Below are 22,075 nucleotides of genomic sequence, written 5' to 3'. Positions count from 1 at the left end.
CTACGGCCGGTGATGGACGACTCGTCGCGACCGACCGTCGAGGAGTACATGACGCGGGACGTGGCGACCGTCGCGCTCGACGACACCGTCGGGGACGTCGCCCAGCGGATCGCCGAGAGCGACGACTTCAGCGGCTACCCCGTCACCGACGGCCGCCGCGTCGAGGGGTTCGTCAGCGCCCGGGACCTCCTGTTGGCCGAGGACCACGAGCCGATGTTCCGGGTGATGAGCGACGACATCCTCGTCGCGCACCCGGAGATGGCCGTCCAGGACGCGGCCCGAGTCATCCTCCGGTCGGGCATCCAGAAGCTGCCGGTCGTCGACGACGCCGGCAACCTCGTTGGGATCATCTCAAACGCCGACGTCATCCGCTCGCAGATCGAGCGGGCGACGCCGAGCAAGGTGGACAAGCTCGGGCGGACGCTCCAGAACATCCACGACGTGGGGACCTACGAGGAGCGTCGCGAGGTCGCGCTGGGGGACCTGACGCCCACGCAGTCGACGGTGTACGCGGACGAACTCGAGGGACGGATGTACGAACTCGAACGGGGGCTGGCCGAACCGCTCGTCGTCATCGACACCGGCGACCAGTTGCTGCTGGCGGACGGTCACCACCGCGTGAAGGCGGCGGATCGCCTCGGCGTCGACGAGATGGACGCCTACGTCATCGTCCTCGAACGGCGGGTCGAGCTCGGGATGGCCGAGACCGCCGCCGAGTCCGACCTCGAGTCCATCGCCGACATCGAGGTGGTCGACTACGCGAAACACCCGCTCGTGGAGACGACCAAGCGACTCCAGAACTCCGACGGCTCGTAGGGCCCCGAACACTCTTGCGAACCCGTGCCAAATGCAAAACCATGTACGACGACGAGGACCTCCAGTCCATCCGGGAGGCCAGAGACGAGTGGGCGGAGGAGACACTCGACCCCGTACTGGACGCCTACGGCGAGCGGCGCGAGCGGTTCGCGACCGTCTCGAACCACGAGGTCGACCGACTGTACACCCCGCTGGACGTGGCCGACACCGACTACGAGGACGATCTCGGGTTCCCGGGCGAGGAGCCGTACACCCGCGGCGTCTACCCGACGATGTATCGCGGGCGACAGTGGACGATGCGGCAGTTCGCGGGCTTCGGGACCGCCGAGGAGACCAACGAGCGGTTCCACTACCTCATCGACGAGGGACAGACCGGCCTCTCGACGGCGTTCGATATGCCGACGCTGATGGGGATCGACTCCGACGACGCGATGGCCGACGGGGAGGTCGGCAAGGAGGGGGTCGCCGTCGACACGCTGGCGGATATGGAGCGGCTGTTCGAGGGGATCGCCCTCGACGAGGTGTCGACGTCCTTTACCATCAACCCCAGCGCGCCCGTGATCTACGCGATGTACCTCGCGCTGGCCGACCAGCAGGGGGTCCCCCGCGAGGAGATCCGCGGCACCCTCCAGAACGACATGTTCAAGGAGTTCATCGCACAGAAGGAGTGGGTGATCCCGCCCGAGCCCTCGCTCAAGCTCGTCACCGACGTCATCGAGTTCGCCAGCGAGGAGACGCCGAAGTTCAAGCCGGTCTCGGTGTCGGGGTACCACATCCGGGAGGCCGGCTCGACGGCCGTCGAGGAGCTCGCGTTCACGCTGGCCGACGGCTTCGCCTACGTCGAGGACTGCCTCGACCGGGGGCTCGACGTCGACGAGTTCGCGCCGCAGCTCTCGTTTTTCTTCAACTCCCACAACGCCATCTTCGAGGAGGTGGCGAAGTTCCGGGCGGCCCGGCGGATCTACGCCCGCGTGATGGACGAGTGGTACGGGGCCGAGGCCGACGCCAGCAAGCAACTGAAGTTCCACACCCAGACCGCGGGGCAGTCCCTGACCGCACAACAGCCCCTGAACAACGTCGTCCGCGTCACGATACAGGCGCTGGCGGGCGTGCTCGGCGGGACCCAGAGCCTCCACACCAACAGCTTCGACGAGGCGCTGGCCTTACCCAGCGAGCGCGCCGTCCGGGTCGCACTGCGCACCCAACAGATCATCGCCGAGGAGTCCGGCGCGGCCGACATCGTCGACCCGCTTGGCGGCAGCTTCGCCGTCGAGAGCCTGACCGACGAGATCGAGGCCGAGGCGATGGCCCACATCGAGCACGTCCGCGACGAGCTGGGCGACGGCTCCGTCCGGGACGGCGTGCTGGCCGGCATCGAGCAGGGGTACTTCCAGCGGGAGATCCAGGACTCGGCCTACGAGTACCAGGAGCGCGTCGAGGACGAGGCGGAGGTCGTCGTCGGCGTCAACGCCTACACCGTCGAGGAGGACACCGAGCCCGACATCCTCTCGGTCGACGAGGACGTCCAGGAGCGCCAGCGCGAGCGACTGGCCGAGGTGAAGGCCGACCGCGACGACGACGCCGTCGCGGACGCGCTCGACGCACTCGGCGAACGGGTCGCGGCCGACGAGAACGTGCTCCCGGCCGTCGTCGACGCGGTGAAGGCCTACGCGACGATGGGCGAGATTATGGCCGTGTTCAAAAACGAGTACGGCACCTACCGCGAGACCGCCGGCGTCGCGTGAACTACTGGGGCCCTCTGTCGCGGGTCCCCGCGTCGTCGTCGCTGCGCCGGGAGACGTAGACGACGAGCCCGAGGAACACGCCCAGCCCGAGGCCGACCGTCACCAGCCCGTAGATCGCGACGCCGACCGGCGTCGGCGGGAGCTGGACGACCCCGAACAGCTCCGGGTCGAGGTCCTCCGGTCGGATGGTCCCGAGCACGAACCCCATCACGCCGGCGAGCAACGTGATGAGGACGTACAGTCGGACGACAACCTTCTCGCCGTCCATCCCGCGGGCGTCGCTCATACCTCCCGGTCGGTGCGGGAGACGATTAGCCTTTTTCACTTCGGCCGCTAAGACTCGGTATGTCACAGAAGGAGTTGCTGTTCGTCGTCCTCTCGGGCATCGCCGTGATGATGTTCCTGACGGCCATCGTCCTCGTCTCGGGCGCGGCCTGACGGCTGGTCCGTTCGAGACGCACCGGAAAACGGGAGAACGCCGACCGGCTCAGTCGTCGCTCGGCGTCAGCGCCGAGCGGTCGCCGTCGTCGGACTCGCTCTCGATCTGCTCGTCGAACCACTGGAACTCGCGGTCGAGCATCCCGTCGCGTTCGAGGTCCCACGGGTCCCCGTCGCGGACCGCCGGTCCCTCGAGCCACGACTGGACGATGTTCCAGACGAAGACGAGCTGGCCGACCATCAGGATCACCGCGCCGACGGTCGCAAGCAGGTGGAAGGTCTGGACCTGCGCCAGCGGCGCGATCGCGCCGTTGAACTCGTAGGTGGCGTACCGGCGAGGCATCCCGAGGTACCCCAGCGCGAGCATCGCGAAGAACGTGATGTTGGTCCCGATCATCGAGGTCCAGAAGTGGGCCTTCCCCAGCGTCCGCTGGTACATCCGGCCGGTGAAGACCGGGAACCAGTAGTAGATGCCGGCGAAGGCGGCGAAGCCGATCGCGCCCATCACGATGTAGTGGAAGTGGCCGACGACGTAGTAGGTGTCGTGGAGCACGAGGTCGACGGGGATGGAGGCGAGGAAGACGCCGGTGACGCCGCCGATGATGAAGTTCGAGACGAAGCCGATACAGAACAGCATCGGCGTCGTCAGCCGCAGGCGACCGTTCCACATCGTCGTGATCCAGTTGAACGTCTTGACCGCCGACGGTATCGCGATGGCCAGCGAGACGGCCATGAAGGAGGCCCGCAGGCGAGGGTCCATCCCGGTCGAGAACATGTGGTGTGCCCAGACGCCGAACGAGAGCACGCCGATGGCGAGCGTCGAGTAGACGACGAACTTGAAGCCGAACAGCTTCCGGCCCGAGAACTTCGGCAGGATGAGACTGACCAGTCCCATCGGCGGGAGCACGAGGATGTAGACCTCGGGGTGGCCGAAGAACCAGAACAGGTGTTGCCACAGCAGCGGACCGCCGCCCTCGACGGCGAAGAACGTCGTCGCGAGGTTCCGGTCGAGTAGCAGCATCACGATGGCGCTGCCAAGCAGCGGGAACGCGAACAGGATGAGCGCGGACTGCGTGAGGATGGTCCAGGAGAAGATGTCGAGGTTGGCCCAGGTCACCTCGTCGTCGCGCTCGGTGAAGATGGTCGCGATGAAGTTGATCGCCCCCATCGTCGCCGCGACTCCCGAGAGGTGCAGCCCCAGCAGCATCAGGTCGACGCCGGGGTTGCCCTGCTCGACCGACAGCGGCGTGTACATCGTCCAGGCCGTCTGAGCCGGCTCGATCATGTTCTCCGTGACCGGCGCGAGGAAGAAGCCGGCCCAGATGAGCAGTGCCGCCGGCGGGAGCAGCCAGAACGCGATGGCGTTGATCCGCGGGAAGGCCATGTCGTCGGCCCCGATCAGCAGCGGGATGAAGTAGTTCGCGAACGCCGCGATGATGGGCGTCCCGAACAGGAACAGCATCGTGATCCCGTGGCTCGTCAGGATCGAGTTGTAGGCGCTCGTCCCCAGCAGCGCACCGCCCGGGGTGACGAGCTGGAGGCGGATCCCCATCGCCATCAGGCCGCCGACGGCGAAGGCGATGACGGCGTAGACGCCGTAGAGGATGCCGATGTCCTTGTGGTCGACGGTCGTTAGCCAGCGAATGATACCGGACGGCTTCTCTCGGTGTATCACCGTCTCGCCCGTAGCGGACCCGCCACCCGCGAGCGGCGTGTAGGACCGCCAGTTCTCGATGCGGGTGAGCAAGGCGGTGACGGCGACGAGGAGGACGGCCATCAGCCCCGTCAGCACTAGGTCTCCTGCTGCCATAGACGCCCCTCGGGACTGGCCGCTAATGAAAGGGACGGTTCCGCCGTCGGCGTGTGAGAATCGACTACGCCTCGTCGCCGTCGTCGTCTGCGGCGCTCTCCTCGCTGCCGCTCTCCAGTTCCTCGCGCTCGTCCTCGACGCCGGTGTCGTCGAGGCCGGTCACCTCGCCCGCCGGTTCCTCGACGGCGCTCGCCTCCTCGGTGGACTCCTGCCGTTTCTCGGCGTTCTCGACGGCCCGACCGGCGTAGTAGGTCAGGACCGCCAGCAGCAAGAACATCGACAGCATCAGCGCGAACTGCAGCCCGCTGAACACGGGATCGAAGCCGAAGGCGGGCACCACCGCGAACGCCGCGACGAAGAAGAGGATGATCCCCAGCGGGATGACGTTGACAGTGAGGTCGAGCAGGGTGTCTCTTTCGAACCCGAACAGTGCCATATAACTCCGGATTGGTCCAGCCCGGTAAATAGGCTGTTGGTTTCGCTCAGGCCGCCGTCTGCTCCATCACGCGGCCGACGCCGCCCATCGCGGCCATCACCAGGCCCGCGACGACGACGGCGACGAGCCGGGTGAACAGCGCCCCCTCGCCGACGTTGGCCAGCGTCACGGCCGAGAGCGGGAGGTAGGCGGCCCCGATCCCGACCGCCAGCAGCGACAGGACCGCGCCGACGCCGACCAGCGTCGGCCACGGCCGGTCGGCGTAGCCCGCCTCCGTGAGGATACCGGCGACGCTGCCGCCGAAGAGGATGAGGCCGAACACCGCGACGGGGAAGAGGCCGACGAAGACGCCCACCTCCGAGAGCGCGAGGCCGAGCGCGACGAACACGGGCCACGGACTGGCTGTCGGATACTGGTCGCTGAGCCCCTGCTGGTCGTCTACGTCCATACGCTCCCCTGGGCGTTCCGGGACCATATGCGCATCGGAGTCACGCGACGAGTCGGCACGGGAACAGGTGTCTGACGGGGCACAAACTATTTGTCCGCTATCCGGCTTGGTTCCCGTAATGACCACACGCACGGTCGAACTGATACCCGACTGGGACACCGTGCCCTTCGACGGCGGCTACGCGGGGTTGCAGGCCCTCGCGGACCGGGAGTTCTCCGGTGCCGTCGTCTCCGGGCCGACCCGTCTGTGTATGCTGAACGGAACGGTCGTCGGTGTCCTCGACGGCGACATCGAGGACTTCGAGTCCGGCGACGGCACCGCGCGCGCGGCCCCACACGAGGCGTTACCCCTGCTCGCGGTGATGCAGGAACGCGCCGACGAGGTCCGGGCGAAGTACTACACGCAGGACACGCCCATCGAGGACGTCGACAGGACGCTGACCGACGGCAACTTCACCGGGTTCGTCGAGCTCTCCGAGAACGTCCTCTCGGGGGACTACTACCTCGTCTACCACCAGGGCCGATCGATGAGCGTCGCCTGGGTCGGGAGCGCCGAGCGGCTGATAACGGACGACGAGGCCTTCGAACAGGCCAACGACGAGGTCGGCATCTACGAGGTCAAGCCCGGAGAGATCTCGCCCGTCGAGATCCCGGAACCGGAGGCGGAGGACCCGGCGAGCGACGAGGCGGCCGCCGGCGGCGTCGCGGCGACGGACGATCCGGCGGCCGACGAGCCGACCGAAGAGACGGGGGAGGTCACGGGCTCGGAACCCGACCCGACGCAAGCGGCGACCGACGACACCACGAGTGCCGATACCGCCGCCGACGAGGCCGCGACCGACACCGCTGCCGACGAGACCGCGCCCGAGACCGCCACGTCCGGTGACGGCGAGACGGACCGTCCCCGCGGAGACCGGCGGTCCGGTGGCCCACCGGGATCGAAGGCGGTCGGGGGGCGACAGGAGGCGGCCGGGTCCGAGCGGTCCCGCAGTACCGACCGGGACGTCCCGGACGACGAGGACGCCCCGTCCGACACCGGCGACACGGGGACCACACGAGACACCACGGCGTCCCAGTCGGACAGGGCCGAGGGACGAACGGACGCGGCGGCCCGAACCGACAGCGAGCGGGCCGCAGCGACGACCGAGACGAGAGAGCGGGGTGCGGAGCCGACGGCCGATCGGTCGTCGCAGCGGACGGGCGAATCCGGGACCGCGTCGGCGGCGGAAACGCCGACGGGACAGGCCCGGTCCGCCACGAACGGCACGGCCGACGCGTCGAGCGAGACGTCGCCGGCGGATCTGGAGACCCGCTCGGTCCCATCGCTGGACCCGGAGCGGTCCGTTCAGGACTCGGAGCCCGTTCCCGGGACCGCCTCTACGGGGCAGTCGGTGTCGTCAGCTGGCTCTCAGTCCCGGAGCGGCGCGACCGACGGGCGGGCGGACGAGCAGTTCTCACGCGAACGGGAAGAGCGTGCGGCGACGCCGGACCCCGCCGAGCGGGAGGGCGGACGGCAGTCGGCCGACGGCTCGTCCGAGTCGGAGCGAGCCGGGGACACGGCGGCGGAACTGGACGAGCGCGAGCGCGAGGTCGAACGCCTGACGGACGAACTGGAGGAACGGGAGGCGGAACTCGATCGACTGGAGGACGAACTCGCAGATGTGGAGGCGACAAACGAGGAGTTGCGCACCGAGCGCGACCGCCTCCAGTCGGAGCTCGAAGAGGCGCGCGCGGAGATACAGCAGCTACGGGACAGGCTGGAGGACGCCGAGGACGAGGACACCCCCGACGTCGGGACCCGGCTCTCGCCGCGCGAGGCCATCGACGGGACGAACCTGTTCGTCCGCTACGACTCGAAAGGCGAGGCGACGCTGGCACAGGCTCACGACGGGGACGCCGACCGCAGCGACGTCGAGCCGAACCTCCGGCTCGAGTACCACACCCAGTTCGACGGGACCGACGCCGCCGTCGACGGCACGCCCTTCGAGGCGTTCCTCCGGGAGAGCATCCAGTACCGGTTCGTGGACTGGCTGGTCCGGAACCTCCTCTACGAGATCCGCGACACGGGTCACGCGGGCGAGATGCAGGACCTCTACGACGCTATCCCGGAGATCGACCGGGCGGAACTCAACGGCTCGGTGTCGGTGACGTACACGGAGGACGGCGACGAGCACCGGACCCAGGAGCAGTTCGACGTGGTCGTCCGCGACCGGATGGGGAATCCCCTGGTCGTCGCCAACATCAACGACTCCAGACAGCCGGCAAGCGAGAGTCAGATGACGGACATCGTCCGGGACGCCGAGCGGGTCGGCAACGCGTCGGAGTCGCTCGCCGCGGCGTTTCTCGTCACCAGCAGCTTCTTCGAGCCGGGTGCCCTCGAGACCGCGGAGGACGCGACCGCCAGCGGCCTGTTGAGTCGCGACAAGCGCAAGAGCTTCGTCAACCTCTCGCGGAAGGACGGCTACCACCTCTGTCTACTGGAGGCGAGAAATCAGGAGTTCCACCTCGCGGTGCCGGAACTGTAGCTCAGCTCTCTATCTCTGCGGCGTCTTCGATCTTCATCCCCTCGAGCTTCTCGATGATCTCGTCGATCTTCTCGTCCAGATCGTCGACGAACTCACCGGTCTGTTCGGTCGTGATAGCGCCCTGGCTGGAGGGCTCGATGAGGTTCTCCTCCTCGAGGACCCGCAGCGAGTAGCGCACCTTGTGGTGGGGGTAGCCCGTCTCGTTGGACATCTTCACGATACCGATAGGCTCGTTCTCGATGACCATGCGGAGCACCTGCAGGTGGCGCTCGAGCATGTCGACTTCCTTCTCAAGCCTGTCTATCATGGCAATTGTTAACTTGTGTTTGCGGGATTTAAAAGTTGCCCTCGTCGACCCGTCTTTGCCGGTTTTTTCGTTCGTACAGCCCACTCTTAAAAGCGTCGTAACCGTTCACGTGGCAGACATTCACGTCCTCGAACCGTCCGGGAGCGACCGTAATCTGTTTATCACGGCCCCCGGAACGTGCGCCCGATGACCGTAACCATCGTCGGCTCGCAGCTCGGCGACGAGGGGAAGGGCGGCATCGTCGACCTGTACGGCGACGACGCGGACGTCGTCGCGCGCTACCAGGGCGGCGACAACGCCGGCCACACCGTCGTCCACGAGGGCGAGGAGTACAAGCTCTCCCTCGTGCCGAGCGGAGCCATCCGCGGCAAGGTCGGCGTGCTCGGAAACGGGTGCGTCGTCAATCCGCGAACGCTGTTCGACGAGCTAGACACGCTGCGGGAGCGGGGGTTGGAGCCGGACGTACGGGTGGCCGAGCGGGCCCACGTCATCCTCCCGTTCCACCGCGTCCTCGACGGCATCGAGGAAGACGTCAAGAGCGAGACCGATCTCGAGGCCGCCACGACCGGTCGCGGCATCGGTCCGACCTACGAGGACAAGGCCGGCCGCCGGGGCGTCCGGGTCGGTGACCTGCTCGACGGCGACGTCCTCCGCGAGCGCCTGGAGTACGTCGTCCCGCAGAAGACGGCGCTGCTCGAGGAGGTCTACGGCGTCGACGTCGCCGACTTAGACGACCCCGAGGCGTTCGACGTCGACGCCGTCTACGAGGAGTACCGCGAGTTCGGCCGCCGGCTCGACAGCGAGGGGATGACCGTCAACGCAGGGCGGTTCCTCACCGACGCGATGGCCGACGGACGGAACGTGATGCTCGAGGGGGCACAGGGGACCTCGATCGACATCGATCACGGCATCTACCCCTACGTCACGTCGTCGAACCCGACGGCCGGCGGTGCCTGTACCGGCACCGGCCTCGGTCCGACCGTCGTCGGCGACGGCGAGGTGATCGGGATCGTCAAGGCCTACCTCTCCCGCGTCGGGACCGGCCCGCTGCCGACCGAACTGGGCGGCGTCGAGGGCCACACCCCCGGCTACGACCCGGCCGATCCCGGCCCGGACGCCGACCTGGCCGAGTACATCCGCGAGGAGGGCGGCGAGTACGGTACCGTCACGGGACGGCCCCGCCGGGTCGGCTGGCTCGACATGCCGATGCTCCGGCACGCCCACCGCGTCTCGGGGTTCACCGGGCTCGCGATCAACCACTTGGACGTGCTGGCCGGCCTCGACGAGGTCCAGGTCGGGCACAGCTACACGCTCGACGGCGAGGAGCTGCGCACGATGCCGGCCACGACCGAGGAGTGGGGCCGCTGTGAGGCGAACCTCCGGGCGTTCGCCGGCTGGGACGACGTGGACTGGGCCAGCGTCGCAGAGGAGGGCTACGAGGCGCTGCCCGACAACGCCAAGGCCTACGTCGAGTACGTCGAGGACCAGCTCGACACCCCCGCCTACGCCATCGGCGTCGGTCCGGGCCGCGGCGAGACTATCGTCCGCGAACGTCCCTTCTAGCGGTTCAGGACCTCGTCTTCGAGGCCCGCGACGGTCTCCAAGACCGCCTCCCGGTCGGCGTCGGCCACGCCGTTGGCCCGGAGCGCGTCGTCGAGGTGCGCCGCGACGCGGGCGAAGTCGTCGGCGGTCAGGTCCAGGTCCGCGTGGGCCGACCGCATATCCTGCCCCTCGTACTCCGCCGCGCCGGTGGCGGCCAGCAGGAACGCCCGCTGGTGGTCCCGGAGCGCGTCCGTGTCGGTCTCCGCGAAGTACGGCGCCAGCGACTCGTCGGCGAGCACCTCGTCGTAGAAGTCGTCGACGATCCGTTCGATCCCGGCCTCTCCGCCGAGTCGGTCGGCGAGCGTCTCGCTCATACTGACAGCGTCGGCGCAGCGACACAAGTAGCCCCGGGGTCCCCTCGGGCGGTCCCATACAGTACGCTTTTGAGGGTCCCGACCCCAGCCGACAGTATGAAAGAGGACCTGATGGACATCATCTGCTGCCCGCTGGACAAGCACGACCTCGACCTCGAGGTCGAGGAGCGCGACGACGAGGAGATCCTCGCGGGCCGGCTGGTGTGTACGGAGTGTGGCGAGACCTTCCCCATCGAGGACGGCATCCCGAACCTGCTCCCGCCGGACATGCGCGACGAAGCTCCGGCCTGATCCCGGCCTGAACATTTTTCTCCCGCGCACGCCGACTGTTACACCGTGCCCGATTCGCTGCCGGTCCACGTCAACAGGCGGGAGCTCCACGGGCTGGAGGTCCCCGACGCCTTCGAGACGAGCGACAGCTTCGACGTGGTCCTGACCAACCACGGGGAGTCGACCCACGTCCACCTCCACCTCGACGACTCGCTGTCGGACGTGGCGGCGCTGGACGCCACCAACCACCACGTCGAGGGCGGCGGCGAGCGGCGGGTCCGGGTGAGGCTGACCGACGACGGCACCGCACGCGGGAACCTGAAGGTGGTGACGGCCTACGGCGCGACGACACGCTACGTCGACGTCCGGGTGACCGAGCCCGAACGGCGCGACGAACCGGTCGAGGTCGACGAGTCGCTCGCACAGCCACAGCCGAAACCCGATCCGGAGCCGGACCCGCCGCTGGCCGGGTCGCCGAACCTCCCGGTGCTCGGGGTCGGCGTCCTCGCGCTCGTGCTGGCGCTGGGCGCGGCGCTGTTGCTCCGGGACTTCCTCGTGACCGTGGCGGCCCTGCTGGTCGCGGTCGGGGTGCTCGGGGCGCTGGCGGCCGCGCTCTCGGGCGAGGGTGGCCTCGGTTAGTCCTCGGTCGGGACGCCACAGAGGTCGCCGTCCTCGTCGAACAGCTTCGCTCGCAGGAACCGGGCGCGGTACCGGTTCGCCCCGTCGGAGGTGTCGGCCTCGCGGACGTCGTCGGCCCGCCCCTCGGCGACCGCGTCGACGATCTCCTCGATCTGTTCTTTCTCGCTGGGCGTCAGCTCGAACTCGTAGGTCCGGGGCTGCTCGCCCTCCAGCTTGGTCCACTTGCGCGCGGCCGAGACGACCAGCGAGCAGGGCTCCCGGCAGGGGAAGGTCCCCTCGCCCCCGTCGACGTCGAGGTCGGTCTCCTCGTCGTACTCCCACTCGCGGCGCTTGAGACACTGTGAGTCGTCACAGCAGGCCTCGGCGACCCAGTCGACGTGTTCGTGTCCGTCCTGGCGGTCCCAGGTCTTGACGACGCCGTAGATGCCGGTCTGTCGCTCGACGGTGTCCCGCCAGTGGCTCACGTCCAGCTCCCCCTGGCGCTCGCGGTACCAGTTCTGGACCGTCGCCGGGTAGAACCCGTGGACGGCCTCGACGACCTCGCTCGCGTCGAGGTCGGGGAACACCCACCCGGTCCGGAGCGACGGCGCGGTCTTGAGCGGCCGGTAGTCGCCGTCGTCGTCGTGCTTGGCGAGCCGACGGGCGTCCAGCGGATCGTCGTGTGCGTCGAGTTCGGCGGGGGCCGCGTCGGAATCGTCGACGTGACGGAGGTCGTAGGTCCGGTCGCCGTCACCGGCCAGCTCGACCGTGATCGACAGCTGGCCCCACGTCGCCGTCTCGCCGTCCCGGAGCCTGTCGTACCGCTCGGGCACCGGCGTCTCCTCGGCGTCCTCCAGCCAGCGGAGGAACGCCCAGCGCGGCTCGGCCTGTGGTGCCGTCGCGTGCCAGAAGTACCAGTTCGTGACGTAGTCGGCGTAGTCGGCGGCCACGTCGGCGAAGTCGTCGGTGGCGACGACCGTCGCCGATCCGTCGGCCGTCTCGACGGCGTAGCTGTCCCCCTCGACCCGGGCCTCGATGCCGTCGAACGCGACGCCGTCCGCCGCGGCCTCGGCGAACGCCTCGACGCGGGTGTCGTCCATACGCCGTGGTTGGTCCCCGACCGGGAAAAGCCGCCCGCTCTCCCCCGCGAGCGACCGCTAGTCGCCGGCCGCCGGGTTCGCGCCGCCGGTCTCGTCGCGGACCCGCTCGATGGCCGCGTCCACGTCGGCCCCGGCCTCGGCGGCCCGCTCCAGTACCACGTCCGCGAGCAGCGGCTCCGTCCCCACGGCACCGGCGTACCAGATGTCGTGGCCGTCGACCGTCTCGGGGGTGTCCCAGCCGGTCCGATAGTCGTCGGTCAGGCCCATGTCCTCGGGGATGTCCTCCTGGGTGTGGTAGCCGTCGGCGATAAAGAGCGGCACGACGACGATGTCGTCGCTCTCGAAGTGGTCGGTCACGTCGTCGACCTCCGGGTCCTCGTCCATGAACAGCGCCTGCACCTCGTCGAAGCGATCCATCGCGGCGATGCGGTCGGCGTGATACTCGATGGCCTTCGCGGAGTTCTCGTTGCGCTCGGTGCCGTGCCCGACGACCGCGAGGCCGAACCCCTCGCCCACGTCGGCGTCGCCGGTGACGGACTTGGCCCGCTGGACGATGACGTCGCTCATCGAGTCGTGGGTGCCCACCGGTCCGCAGTAGTGGACCGTCTGTCCGGTGTCCCCCGCCGTGAGCGTCGCGTTCGTGGCGCTCGTGCCGTCGGAGTCCCACAGCTCCGGGTCCCAGCCGTCGAGCCGGAACTCCCGCGGGATGACCTGCTCGGTGAAGTAGCCCTCGGAGATGAACAGCGGGACGAGGTACACCTCCTCGGCGTCGACCGTCCGAAGCCCCTCCCGGAACGAGGGTTCCTCCTTCCAGAAGGCCTCTCGGACCTCGTCGAACGCGCCGGTCGCGCGGATGGTGTCCGCGTGGCCGAACGTCGGCGTGCTCGACTCCGCGTTCAGGTGCGAGCCGTGGGCGGCGATGACGAGCGCGTGCTCCATACCCGGGGTTGGGACGAGCCGGTCTTAGGGGCTTCGCCCGCGCGGCGCGCGGGCACCAGAAGCGATGTCCGCCGGAGGCGACGGCCGCAGACAGGGACGGACCGGGACGACCGTCACCGACGGGGTGTGACGGCTCGCCGGCGGCTCCGGCCCGATGCGTCGAACGGCTCTCCGGGCAGCAGTTGTTTGCCGTCCCGGCCCGAACACCGACCGATGAGCAGAGCACGGGACCTCTGGGATCGCCTCGCGGAGGGAGAAGAGCTGATCATCGTCTGCCACAACAACCCCGATCCGGACTGCCTGTCAAGCGCGGTCGCGCTCGGTGCCATCGCCGCCGAGGCGGGCATCGACGAGCGGCGCATCCTCTACAGCGGCGAGATCTCACACCAGCAGAACCGCGCGTTCGTCAATCTGCTGGACGTGGACCTGACGCCTTTCGACCCGGCGACCGTCCGCGACCGGCCGGCCGGATCGCTGCTCGCGTTCGTGGATCACTCCGTCCCGGGCGCGAACAACCGCGTGCCCGAGGGGACGCCGGTCGACGTGGTGATCGACCACCACCCCGCGGAGGACGTCGCCGCCGGTTTCGTCGATCACCGCACGGAGGTCGGTTCGACGGCGACCATCCTCGCGGAGTACGTCCGGGACCTGTCGATGGAACCGAGCGCCCGCGTGGCGACGGCCCTCCTGTTCGCCATCCGGCGGGAGACGCTCGGGTTCCTCCGCGGAGTGACCCGTGCGGAGTACGAGGCCGCGGCGGCGCTCCACGACTACGCGGACGGCGACATCCTCCGACAGCTCTCGACGCCGGCCGTCAGCGGCGCGACGGTCGACGCGATCGGCGACGCGATCGCGAACCGCCACGTCCACGGCTCGGTCCTCGTCTCCCACGTCGGCCGGACCCGCGAGCGTGACGCGCTGCCACAGGCCGCCGACTACCTCGCGACGCTGGAGGGCGTCGAGACGGCCATCGTCTTCGGGGTCGTCGACGACACCGTCCAACTGAGCGCCCGCTCGTCCGACTCGCGACTCCACCTCGGGCACCTGCTGAACGAGGCCTTCGAGGACGTCGGGAGTGCCGGCGGCCACCGCGAGATGGCCGGCGCGGAGATCCCGCTTGGGCTGTTCGCGGACTACACCGGCGACGACGACCTGTTCCTCGACATCGTCGAGGAGGTGATCGTCGCCCGTCTGCTGGGCTCGCTCAACATCGACGACGGACAGACCGACGGCGAAAGCTCGGCCTAGACGGTCGGGTCGCCGCTTGGCTGCCTCTCTTGTCGCCGTTTCGATCTCTTCCAAACATTGAAAGCACTCGCTAATCAATCCAGAGTGATGCGATTAGGTACAAAGCTGGCAATCGGTCTCATCGTCGGCTTCGTCGCGATCGGTGGTGCCGGCATCCTGTTCGGCAGTTCCGCGCTCTCGGGACAGCAGTCGCTGACTGATCCCGGCTCGGGTGAGCCGACCGCGACACCGGCCGAGACGCCCGACGAGACACAGACACGGACTGCCAGTGCGACGCCGACCGCGACCGAGGCCTCGACGCCGACGCCCGGCGACGAGCCGACGGCCCGGCCGCAGTCGTTCGCGTTGAACGAGTCCGACATCGCCGGCTACGTCGCGGCGTACGTCAACGATCGGCGGGACAGTGATCTCTCGGCGACCGCGAGAACGTCCGCCGCGCTCTCCGAGATGGCGAACAACCACAGCCAGCGGATGGCGAACGAATCGGAGATGGCTCACAACGTCGGCTACGGTAACAGCCGGGACCGCTACGAGCGGAACAACCTCTTCGACCAGTGCAAGTTCGAGTCCGAGCGCTACACCGCCGTCATCGACGCCAAGCGGAACCGCCTGGAGTCGATCGCCAGCGTGGGAGCCGGCGGCTACGACGGCGCGACCGTGAACGAGACCGAGCGCAGGGTCGCCCGCGCGATCGCCGACTACTGGTTCAGTTCCAGCAAGTACCGGGATCGTCTCACCTACGCGAACGCGAGGTTCCTCGGTGTCGGGATCGCCATCTCCGAGGACGACGAAGTGTACGCGACTGCGAACGTCTGCTGAGAGGAAGCGTCGACCGCAGTCGCGAACCGCTGTCTCCGTTCGGATCGGGAACGGCGATCGGCTCGCTACTGACCGGAACCGCCGCCGGAGGACCCGCCGCTGCTGGCTGTCTCGTTTTCGGACTGACTCGCCGTGTTGACCTCGTAGGTGTCGCTGACGCTGTCGCCGCCGAAGGTCACCGAGACGTTGTAGCGTCCGTCGTCGATCCCGTTTTCGATCGGAACCGTGACGACGAACTGCCGGGTCCCGTTCCGGTTGAACCTCGTGGTGCTGTCGACCGCCGTCGTGCCGTTCCGAGTCACGAGGACGCCCGCGACGAAGCGACTGGACGGCATCGCCGTCGTGTTCGCCCGGAGTGAGAAGGAGTCCGGATCCCTGTTCACGTCGGTCACGGCGATCCCGTCGACCCGCCCGAACTGTGCCGTGTCGGTGCGGGTGTCGTTGTCGACCGTCGCCTCGACGGTGTAGACGCCCGGCGTCGTCTCGCCGGCCGGGGCCGAGACGTTCGTCTCGAAGGTCCGGTTGGACCCGACCGAGACGGTTCTCGTGGCGTTCGTCACCACGGTCCCGTCGGGGCCGACGAGCGACAGCGAGACGTTCACGGATTCGTTCGCCGGGCCGTCGAGCGCCCCGTCGACGTTCACCGTCGAGCTGTTGTCGACTCGCGTCGCGTTCAGGGTCCGTAACCGGTGGACGGAGACGTTGCTACTGTTGCTGACCGACCCGAGTTCGAACCCGAAGACCTCGTGGGTGCGGACGACCGTCACCTCGTAGATGCCCGCGGGCAGGGTGCCGTTCCGTCGAGCGATCCCCTGCGGTCCGTCGGCGGACGCGTTCGCGGTTCCGCCCGCCGTCGTCGCGTCGGTCGCCGTCCCGTTCGTTCCGTTGCTCCCGTCGCTCCGGTCGCCCGTGAGGGGCACCTCGATAGCGAACTGTCCCGAACCGTTGATGTTCGCGTTCGTCCGCGCAGTCCCGTCGTTCGGCCCGGTGACGGTCGCGACGACGGCGTTCGTTCCGCCGCCGCTGAACTGTCCCGTGACGTTCATCGTCGGGTCGCCCGCGAACGTCAGTGTGCCGTCGACCCCGTCGATGGAGGGGCCACAGGACGGACCGGGCAGCGCGCCACCCAGCGGTGCCGCGTGCAGTCCGAGACAGCTCCCGTACAGCGCCGCGATGACGAGTAGCACGCCCGCCCCGCCGAACAGCAACGCGCCCTCGACCGGCGTCAGACCGTCCAGCAGGCCGTCGTCGTCGGGCACGTCGTAGCCGAGTTCCCGCCGCCGCCGCTCCCGCAGGTCTTCCATACGGGAGGCGGTGTCACCGAGCGGTTCGAGCCCGGTGTAGTTGCCCGTCTCGACGACGAGGTCGTACGAGGACAGCGACGTCCCGCTCGCGTTGTCGGCGACGGCGATCCCGCTGACCGCGAGCGTTCCGTGGAACTTCGAGAACAGGCCCAGTGCGTCCCGGTAGTCGCCGACTCCCACCTTCGCCTGGTGGTAGTCCTCGATGATCTCTTCGAGGTCGTCGAGCGTCGACGGATCGCCGGGCGGCGTGGCGGACCCGCCGCCCTCCAGCAGCTCGAAGAAGCGGGTGTCGTCGTTGGTGGTGTCGAGGTGCATCCCGTACTCCTCCTCGATCCGGGACCGGACCGCCTCGACCAACCGGGCGAGTTCTGACCTGCTCTCGTACTCGTAGACCGCGTAGTACTGTTCGGAGCGGGCCGTCGGGTTGTCCTTCGCGCGGAAGAAACAGACCGCCTCCTGCCGACGCGAGTCGATGGCGAACCGGACGCCGTCGAAGAACAGGTCCGACACGGTGTCGCCGCGGCCGCCGGTCTCGTCCCGGATCGGGGTTCCCTGCGAGTCGTAGATAGTCAGGTTCGCCATCGCTCACATCCTCCCGAGCTTGTCGAGCAACTGGCCGAAGCCGACCGTCAGCGCGTTCCCCTGGTCGTCCCGCATCGGGACCGTGTTGCCCTGCTCGTCCTCTTTGGTCTGGTAGTAGACCGGGTGGATGGTCCCGTCTCCGACCTGCGTGACGAGCCCGTTTATGTTCTGGTTCTGCCGCAACTGTTGGTTGACGTACTCCTGGAAGTCGTCGAAGTACTGGTGCGCTTCGAGCCCCTGTTGCTCCTCGAACTGCTCGGCGAGGTGGTCGGCCTTCGTCGCGACCAGCAGGGCGTTCTTGTCGTCGGCCGCCTGGAGGATGCTGAAGTACGGCGCGATCTCCAGCGATTCGTTGTCGACGAACCGCTCGCAGTCGATGATGAAGATGAGCGTCGTCGCGTCCTCGACGCCCTCCTTCAGCCGCTGGAGGGTCGTGTCCATCTCCTCCTCGTCGATGGCTCCGGAGACGGCGTCGGGGATCCGTTCGAGGTACTCGCCGGCGTAGTCGGCCCCGGAGAGCTTGATGTTCGTCGGGAACACCGAGCCGTGGACGTACTGGAACTCGAGGGTGTTGAGTTCGCCCCGGCCCGTCGCGCCCAGCATCCAGCCGCTGGTCTGCCGGTCGAACTCCGCCATCATCTCCATCAGGTCCTCGCTGGGGTTCAGCGGCGTCGCGTTCTTCTCGGTCTTCGAGCGCTCGTTGACCTCCTGGAACGCGCCGGCCAGCAGCAGACTCTTGCCCGACCCCTTCGGGCCGACGATGAAGAAGTCCTTGTCGGCGTCGTACTGGATGAAGCGGTTGACCAGGAAGAGGAACGCGCCCGTGATGGCGGCGTTGCGCAACAGGTTCTGCTGATTGATCCCGACGGAGACGTTCTCGATCGACCGGAGCGCGATGCCACCGGGGTTCACCACGAAGGGGTTCGGGTAGCTGAGGTGCAACTCGATGAACATCAGCCCGGTGACGAGCAAGAGCAGGGTGTAGACCCCCTCCGAGGCGCGCCGGAACTCCACCGTCTGAACCGTGTCGAAGTTCAGCAGCTTCCGACCGCCGCCGGCACCGACGCCGGCGAGGATCCCCGCGATCAGCCACGGCCCGCTCGCCGCGGCCCCGCTCACACCGGGTCCGAGCCCCTGCGACGTGATGACGACGACGGAGACGAGGACACCGACCCACAGGAGGGCGGCCTGGACCCGTTTCTTTCGGTCGATGGACATCAGGACGAGCAGCCCGATGAACAGGCCGAAGCCGGCGACGCTGACCTGCGTGAGCGTCACGTCGAACATCAGTCGCAGGCGCAGTATCGATCGGATCAGGTCGGCCGTCTTGTACCCCTGGGTGATCATCCCCGCGACCGGCAGGCTCAACGCCAGGATGAGAAGGAAGTACAGGAACAGCTGTGCCTTCTCGCGGTTGTCGCTGAGCCACTCGATAGGGTTTGACATCTTAGTTACTGTGCGGGACTTTCTCGACGTACTCGTCAAGCAGGTCCTCGACGACCTCCGACTCGTCCCGGAGGAAGAACCCGACGTCGTCGTCGTTTTCCATGTTCAAGACCTCGTTCCGCCGGATGTAGTGACCCTCCTCGAGCCGGTAGCTGTGGTGGATGAGGATGCTCTCCTGGGACTCCTTCCGGCGACGGTAGCCGCTGAAGTAGCCGTCGGGCTGGACCACCTTCCTGATGTTGTCGAGGAAGACGCCGCTGATGAACACCGACAGGCCGATGTCCCAGGGTCCACCGTCGTCGCGCTGCCAGCTCGTGTACGGGCTCTCGACGGCCTTCCCGCCGCCCCCGAGGTTGTAGGCGTTGCTGAACGTCTCCTTGAAGTCGAGCACCTCGCTGTCGAGCTGGTCGATGGCCCGGCTCATGATGGCGACCCGGACCTTCGTCTCGTCGTATCGGGACCGGCCGTGGCTGAGCTTGCGGCGCTGGAGGCCGTTGTACTGTTGGTTACGGGCGTTCTTCGCGAGCTCCTCGAGCCCGTTCTGGATGCGCTGTTTCTCCGCCGTGCTCGACGAGATGTCGCTCTCCGCGATGTCGTCGTTACCGGTCGCGCGGAAGACGTCCTCCGGCTTGATCTGCTTGATGTAGACGTAGTCGTCGTCCGCTCGGGACGGGCTGTCGGCCTCGTCCTCGTAGCTGGACCGTTTCGTGCCGAACTCCTGGAGGTTCTGGACCCACTGGTCGTGGCGGTTGCTCAGGCTCTGGAACAGGTCGATGGCCGGTTCGTAGAGGTCGAGCTTCTCCTCGATGTCGGCCAGTTCCGCCTCGAGCTCGGCCTTCTGAGCCTCCAGATCGTCCGTCTCTCCGACGTCGTCCCAGAACGCCTCCTCCGCGATGGGTTCGAGCTGGTCCATCGTCGCGCTCGTGCCCAGGGCCGACCGCATCTTCCGGACGTGCTTCTGGTCGATGTCGTCGACCCGGTGCTGGAGTTCCTTGACCACGTCGTCCTCGACGCGGTCCTGCTTGCTCTGGACCTCACGGATGGTGGCCTGTCCGTCGAAGGTCACCTCGGCGGTGAAGTCGCCCGTCGGCGGACCGACCTCGAAGACGCCGCGGTCGTTGAGCTTGCCCTTCTGCATCCGGAAGTCCTTGTGGCCCTGCTCTTGCTCCTCCTTGGTCGAGCTCTCCCACGGGGTGAGACTCTCCAGCGTGCCCTCCTCGCGGTTCATCTTGATGAAGGCGGTCCGGGCACGACGGAGCTCGGTGATGGAGGACTCGACGTCGCGGCGCTGTTCGTCGAAGGTGATCCCGGCGGCGTCGAGCTTCTGCGAGAGCCGCTCCAGCGCGTCGGTCACCTCGCCGTCGCTGACGCCGTCGACCTCCTCCTCGGACTCGGCGTTGATGACGCGGTTGCAGAACCGTTCGAGCTCGTTGCGCACCTGTCGGACCTCGTCCTCGACGCCCTCGACGTCGGCGTTCTGGAGCTCGGTGAGCTTCGGTTCGACGGCCTGTTCCCACTCGGTGAGCCGGCGCTGGACCTCGTCGTCCATCTCCTCGCGGAGCTCCTCGAGCTCCTCGTTCGTGGTCTCGAGGTCCGACTCGACCCGGGTGTGCTGTGATTCGAGGTCCTCGAACTTCGTCTCGAGGCGGTTGAGCTTCACCCCGGGGCCGCTGGAGCTGCTGTCGGGCGTGATGAGGTACTCGACGGCGTCGCGGACGCGGCTGTCGTCGACGGCCTTCCGGCGCTCGAGGATGTTCTTCCGCCGGGCCAGCAGTTCGAGCTCCTCCTCCAGGATCGTCGCGAGGTGCTCGTCGATGTTGTCGACGAAGGTGCCGACCTCCTCCCCGGAGGTGTCGACGGTCCGGATGGAGGTGTCGATGAGCGAGATCTGGTCGACGAGCGTGTCCGCCTCCTCTTTCGCGTCCCCGATGATCTCCTCGAAGATAGAGACCGACTGGTAGTTCAGCTCGGTGAACAGCTCGAACTCCAGCAGGTCCTCGACCTGTTCGAGGCGGTCTCGGAGGTTCGCCTCGTCGAGGTCGGTGACGCCCGGGTCCACGTCCTCGTCGTCGAAGTGCTTGGTGAGGAAGCGGTCGACCGCGTCGTAGATCTCCCGCTCGCGTTCCAGGCCCTCCTCCTTGGTGTTGAGCATCTCCCGGATGGTCTCGCGGGCCTCGTTGATCGCCTCGACGCGGTACCGGAGCACCTGCGGGATCCCGATCGTGAAGGGAGCGTACTGGGGCGTGTTCGCGAACGGGTCCTCGAGGTTCTGCGTGTTGTAGTAGGAGGTGACGAGGTACGTGATCGCCTGGTCCAGCTCGTCGAGGAACTGGTCGGTCTGGATGCGATCGCCGGTCTTCCCGCCCCAGCCCGTCGGGTCGATCGGGACGAGGACCATGTCCTTGAACAGGCCGGTGTTGTCGAGGGCGGCGTACTCGAGCTCCGAGAGGGCCGCGAACGCGTTGGTGCTCTCCTTGACGCCCTCGGTGTGGTTGGGGAGGATCCCGAACAGCGAGATCTCGGCGGTCCGCTGGCGCTTCTTCAGATGCTGGACGATGTCGAGCAGGATGCCCGACCCCGTCCCGCCGCCGAGTCCGGCGAGGACGGCGACCTTCCCCTTCTCGGCGAGGTCGATGTAGGACTTGATCGAGTCGTCCTCGGCGTAGGCCTTGTAGTAGATCGCCTTCCCGAGGCCGCGTTTCCGGACGACACCCTTGGCGAAGTCGAGGTTCTCGTTGATGTCGTCGGTCTGGAGCCACCAGTTCGCCTGCTCCATCCCGTTCCCGGACGTGATGCGGGGAACGGCGTCGTCGCCGAGCAGGTCGTTGCTCGAGCTCAGCTGGATGTTCTCGTTGACGAGCTTGTAGTCGACCGTGATCGACCCGGTTCGACCCGCGCTGGGGTCCTGGAGCTCGCCCTCCAGCTCCTCGATCCGGTCGCGGATCTCCGCGACCCGCTCTCGGTCCTGGTTCTCCTCGCCCTCTGCGCTGTCGATGATCGTGACGGTCAGTGACTGGGGGTTCGGTCGGGGCTCCAGAATCCCCTTCAGAATCCACTCCGTCTCGAGGATCGTGAACCCGAGCTCCTTCCCGGCACCACCGATAGCGAGAATCCTGTCTGGAAAGTTCATTTTGTAATCGGCTACTGTATTGCCTTTTCCATTAGCACTTATAATTTCGGTAATCGGAGATTACCATTCGAAACGCCCCTCTAGGAGGTTCCTACGACGGGCCAGTCGGACCGATCCCGACGCGGCCAGTCGCAGGTACGGGTGCAACGGCGGAGACGGCCGGCACGTCGTCGGGTTCG

The 22,075-nt window shown here is 67.7% G+C and carries 19 protein-coding genes; 8 read left to right on the top strand and 11 right to left on the bottom strand.

Annotated features, from left to right (window positions below; translation table 11 throughout):
* Window positions 1-12 precede the first annotated feature (12 nt).
* Together P0592_RS00955 and P0592_RS00950 are read left to right on the top strand one after the other, a co-directional pair.
* Window positions 13-816 carry a CBS domain-containing ParB/RepB/Spo0J family partition protein gene (locus P0592_RS00955; protein WP_276272389.1) on the top strand — a complete coding sequence of 268 codons (804 nt, stop codon included), beginning with the start codon at window positions 13-15 and terminating at the stop codon, window positions 814-816.
* Window positions 817-857: 41 nt separating this feature from the next.
* Complete coding sequence (locus P0592_RS00950) at window positions 858-2,561, top strand: methylmalonyl-CoA mutase family protein (protein ID WP_276272388.1); 1,704 nt, start codon at window positions 858-860, stop codon at window positions 2,559-2,561.
* 1 nt (window position 2,562) lies between these two features.
* On the opposite strand, the gene P0592_RS00945 is transcribed toward P0592_RS00950, so the two are convergent.
* From P0592_RS00945 to P0592_RS00930, 4 genes are all read right to left on the bottom strand, one after another.
* A complete protein-coding gene (locus P0592_RS00945) occupies window positions 2,563-2,847 on the bottom strand; it encodes a DUF7520 family protein (RefSeq protein ID WP_276272387.1) in 285 nt (94 codons plus the stop codon).
* Between the two features lie 201 nt (window positions 2,848-3,048).
* Complete coding sequence (gene ctaD / locus P0592_RS00940; protein ID WP_276272386.1) at window positions 3,049-4,809, bottom strand: cytochrome c oxidase subunit I; 1,761 nt, start codon at window positions 4,807-4,809, stop codon at window positions 3,049-3,051.
* Between the two features lie 64 nt (window positions 4,810-4,873).
* Complete coding sequence (locus tag P0592_RS20190) at window positions 4,874-5,245, bottom strand: DUF6684 family protein (protein ID WP_276272385.1); 372 nt, start codon at window positions 5,243-5,245, stop codon at window positions 4,874-4,876.
* 46 nt (window positions 5,246-5,291) lie between these two features.
* Complete coding sequence (locus tag P0592_RS00930) at window positions 5,292-5,693, bottom strand: DUF7541 family protein (protein WP_276272384.1); 402 nt, start codon at window positions 5,691-5,693, stop codon at window positions 5,292-5,294.
* 118 nt (window positions 5,694-5,811) lie between these two features.
* Here P0592_RS00930 and P0592_RS00925 point away from each other — a divergent pair, with 118 nt between their 5' ends.
* Window positions 5,812-8,217, top strand: a complete 2,406-nt coding sequence (locus P0592_RS00925; RefSeq protein ID WP_276272383.1) for a DUF7527 domain-containing protein — start codon at window positions 5,812-5,814, stop codon at window positions 8,215-8,217.
* A 1-nt stretch (window position 8,218) separates the two neighbouring features.
* Here the strand turns inward: P0592_RS00925 and P0592_RS00920 are convergent, their stop codons facing one another.
* Window positions 8,219-8,524: a hypothetical protein gene (locus tag P0592_RS00920; RefSeq protein WP_276272382.1), complete on the bottom strand. Its 306-nt coding sequence runs from the start codon at window positions 8,522-8,524 to the stop codon at window positions 8,219-8,221.
* A 186-nt stretch (window positions 8,525-8,710) separates the two neighbouring features.
* Between P0592_RS00920 and P0592_RS00915 the strand changes: the two genes are divergently transcribed.
* On the top strand, window positions 8,711-10,087 hold the full coding sequence (locus P0592_RS00915; RefSeq protein WP_276272381.1) for an adenylosuccinate synthase: 1,377 nt from the start codon (window positions 8,711-8,713) through the stop codon (window positions 10,085-10,087).
* Here the strand turns inward: P0592_RS00915 and P0592_RS00910 are convergent.
* Window positions 10,084-10,440, bottom strand: coding sequence for a group I truncated hemoglobin (locus P0592_RS00910; protein ID WP_276272380.1), 357 nt, complete (start codon window positions 10,438-10,440; stop codon window positions 10,084-10,086). The genes P0592_RS00915 and P0592_RS00910 overlap by 4 nt on opposite strands.
* Before the next feature lie 96 nt (window positions 10,441-10,536).
* Here P0592_RS00910 and P0592_RS00905 point away from each other — a divergent pair, with 96 nt between their 5' ends.
* Together P0592_RS00905 and P0592_RS00900 are read left to right on the top strand one after the other, a co-directional pair.
* Window positions 10,537-10,731: a methytransferase partner Trm112 gene (locus tag P0592_RS00905; protein ID WP_276272379.1), complete on the top strand. Its 195-nt coding sequence runs from the start codon at window positions 10,537-10,539 to the stop codon at window positions 10,729-10,731.
* Between the two features lie 45 nt (window positions 10,732-10,776).
* Window positions 10,777-11,349 carry a DUF7524 family protein gene (locus P0592_RS00900; RefSeq protein WP_276272378.1) on the top strand — a complete coding sequence of 191 codons (573 nt, stop codon included), beginning with the start codon at window positions 10,777-10,779 and terminating at the stop codon, window positions 11,347-11,349.
* Here P0592_RS00900 and P0592_RS00895 read toward each other — a convergent pair.
* Both P0592_RS00895 and P0592_RS00890 read right to left on the bottom strand, forming a co-directional pair.
* Window positions 11,346-12,428, bottom strand: coding sequence for a DR2241 family protein (locus P0592_RS00895; protein WP_276272377.1), 1,083 nt, complete (start codon window positions 12,426-12,428; stop codon window positions 11,346-11,348). The two genes, P0592_RS00900 and P0592_RS00895, sit on opposite strands and share 4 nt — an antisense overlap.
* A gap of 57 nt (window positions 12,429-12,485) precedes the next feature.
* Window positions 12,486-13,367 (bottom strand): CbiX/SirB N-terminal domain-containing protein, encoded by an 882-nt coding sequence (locus tag P0592_RS00890; protein ID WP_276272376.1) that lies wholly within the window; start codon window positions 13,365-13,367, stop codon window positions 12,486-12,488.
* Between the two features lie 213 nt (window positions 13,368-13,580).
* Here P0592_RS00890 and P0592_RS00885 point away from each other — a divergent pair, with 213 nt between their 5' ends.
* Window positions 13,581-14,615: a DHH family phosphoesterase gene (locus tag P0592_RS00885; RefSeq protein WP_276272375.1), complete on the top strand. Its 1,035-nt coding sequence runs from the start codon at window positions 13,581-13,583 to the stop codon at window positions 14,613-14,615.
* An 87-nt stretch (window positions 14,616-14,702) separates the two neighbouring features.
* Window positions 14,703-15,434, top strand: coding sequence for a CAP domain-containing protein (locus tag P0592_RS00880; RefSeq protein WP_276272374.1), 732 nt, complete (start codon window positions 14,703-14,705; stop codon window positions 15,432-15,434).
* 65 nt (window positions 15,435-15,499) lie between these two features.
* Here P0592_RS00880 and P0592_RS00875 read toward each other — a convergent pair whose 3' ends face one another.
* Genes P0592_RS00875 through P0592_RS00865 form a run of 3 tightly spaced genes read right to left on the bottom strand, consistent with a single transcriptional unit; the run spans window position 15,500 to window position 21,896 of the window.
* Window positions 15,500-17,320: a hypothetical protein gene (locus P0592_RS00875; RefSeq protein ID WP_276272373.1), complete on the bottom strand. Its 1,821-nt coding sequence runs from the start codon at window positions 17,318-17,320 to the stop codon at window positions 15,500-15,502.
* A 3-nt stretch (window positions 17,321-17,323) separates the two neighbouring features.
* Window positions 17,324-18,766 (bottom strand): hypothetical protein, encoded by a 1,443-nt coding sequence (locus P0592_RS00870; RefSeq protein WP_276272372.1) that lies wholly within the window; start codon window positions 18,764-18,766, stop codon window positions 17,324-17,326.
* A gap of 1 nt (window position 18,767) precedes the next feature.
* Window positions 18,768-21,896, bottom strand: coding sequence for a tubulin-like doman-containing protein (locus tag P0592_RS00865; protein WP_276272371.1), 3,129 nt, complete (start codon window positions 21,894-21,896; stop codon window positions 18,768-18,770).
* Window positions 21,897-22,075 lie beyond the last annotated feature (179 nt).

The organism is Haloarcula litorea, assembly GCF_029338195.1.
In the GTDB taxonomy this organism is placed as follows: Archaea; Halobacteriota; Halobacteria; order Halobacteriales; family Haloarculaceae; genus Haloarcula; species Haloarcula litorea.
This window is presented reverse-complemented; position numbering and strand designations above follow the sequence as displayed.

Bases quoted from the DNA above. Each gene is read 5' to 3' on its own strand.
- P0592_RS00955 (WP_276272389.1), top strand. From the start codon at position 13: ATGGACGACTCGTCGCGACCGACCGTCGAGGAGTACATGACGCGGGAC.
- P0592_RS00950 (WP_276272388.1), top strand. From the start codon at position 858: ATGTACGACGACGAGGACCTCCAGTCCATCCGGGAGGCCAGAGACGAG.
- P0592_RS00945 (WP_276272387.1), bottom strand. From the start codon at position 2,847: ATGAGCGACGCCCGCGGGATGGACGGCGAGAAGGTTGTCGTCCGACTG.
- ctaD (WP_276272386.1), bottom strand. From the start codon at position 4,809: ATGGCAGCAGGAGACCTAGTGCTGACGGGGCTGATGGCCGTCCTCCTC.
- P0592_RS20190 (WP_276272385.1), bottom strand. From the start codon at position 5,245: ATGGCACTGTTCGGGTTCGAAAGAGACACCCTGCTCGACCTCACTGTC.
- P0592_RS00930 (WP_276272384.1), bottom strand. From the start codon at position 5,693: ATGGACGTAGACGACCAGCAGGGGCTCAGCGACCAGTATCCGACAGCC.
- P0592_RS00925 (WP_276272383.1), top strand. From the start codon at position 5,812: ATGACCACACGCACGGTCGAACTGATACCCGACTGGGACACCGTGCCC.
- P0592_RS00920 (WP_276272382.1), bottom strand. From the start codon at position 8,524: ATGATAGACAGGCTTGAGAAGGAAGTCGACATGCTCGAGCGCCACCTG.
- P0592_RS00915 (WP_276272381.1), top strand. From the start codon at position 8,711: ATGACCGTAACCATCGTCGGCTCGCAGCTCGGCGACGAGGGGAAGGGC.
- P0592_RS00910 (WP_276272380.1), bottom strand. From the start codon at position 10,440: ATGAGCGAGACGCTCGCCGACCGACTCGGCGGAGAGGCCGGGATCGAA.
- P0592_RS00905 (WP_276272379.1), top strand. From the start codon at position 10,537: ATGAAAGAGGACCTGATGGACATCATCTGCTGCCCGCTGGACAAGCAC.
- P0592_RS00895 (WP_276272377.1), bottom strand. From the start codon at position 12,428: ATGGACGACACCCGCGTCGAGGCGTTCGCCGAGGCCGCGGCGGACGGC.
- P0592_RS00890 (WP_276272376.1), bottom strand. From the start codon at position 13,367: ATGGAGCACGCGCTCGTCATCGCCGCCCACGGCTCGCACCTGAACGCG.
- P0592_RS00885 (WP_276272375.1), top strand. From the start codon at position 13,581: ATGAGCAGAGCACGGGACCTCTGGGATCGCCTCGCGGAGGGAGAAGAG.
- P0592_RS00880 (WP_276272374.1), top strand. From the start codon at position 14,703: ATGCGATTAGGTACAAAGCTGGCAATCGGTCTCATCGTCGGCTTCGTC.
- P0592_RS00875 (WP_276272373.1), bottom strand. From the start codon at position 17,320: ATGGCGAACCTGACTATCTACGACTCGCAGGGAACCCCGATCCGGGAC.
- P0592_RS00870 (WP_276272372.1), bottom strand. From the start codon at position 18,766: ATGTCAAACCCTATCGAGTGGCTCAGCGACAACCGCGAGAAGGCACAG.
- P0592_RS00865 (WP_276272371.1), bottom strand. From the start codon at position 21,896: ATGAACTTTCCAGACAGGATTCTCGCTATCGGTGGTGCCGGGAAGGAG.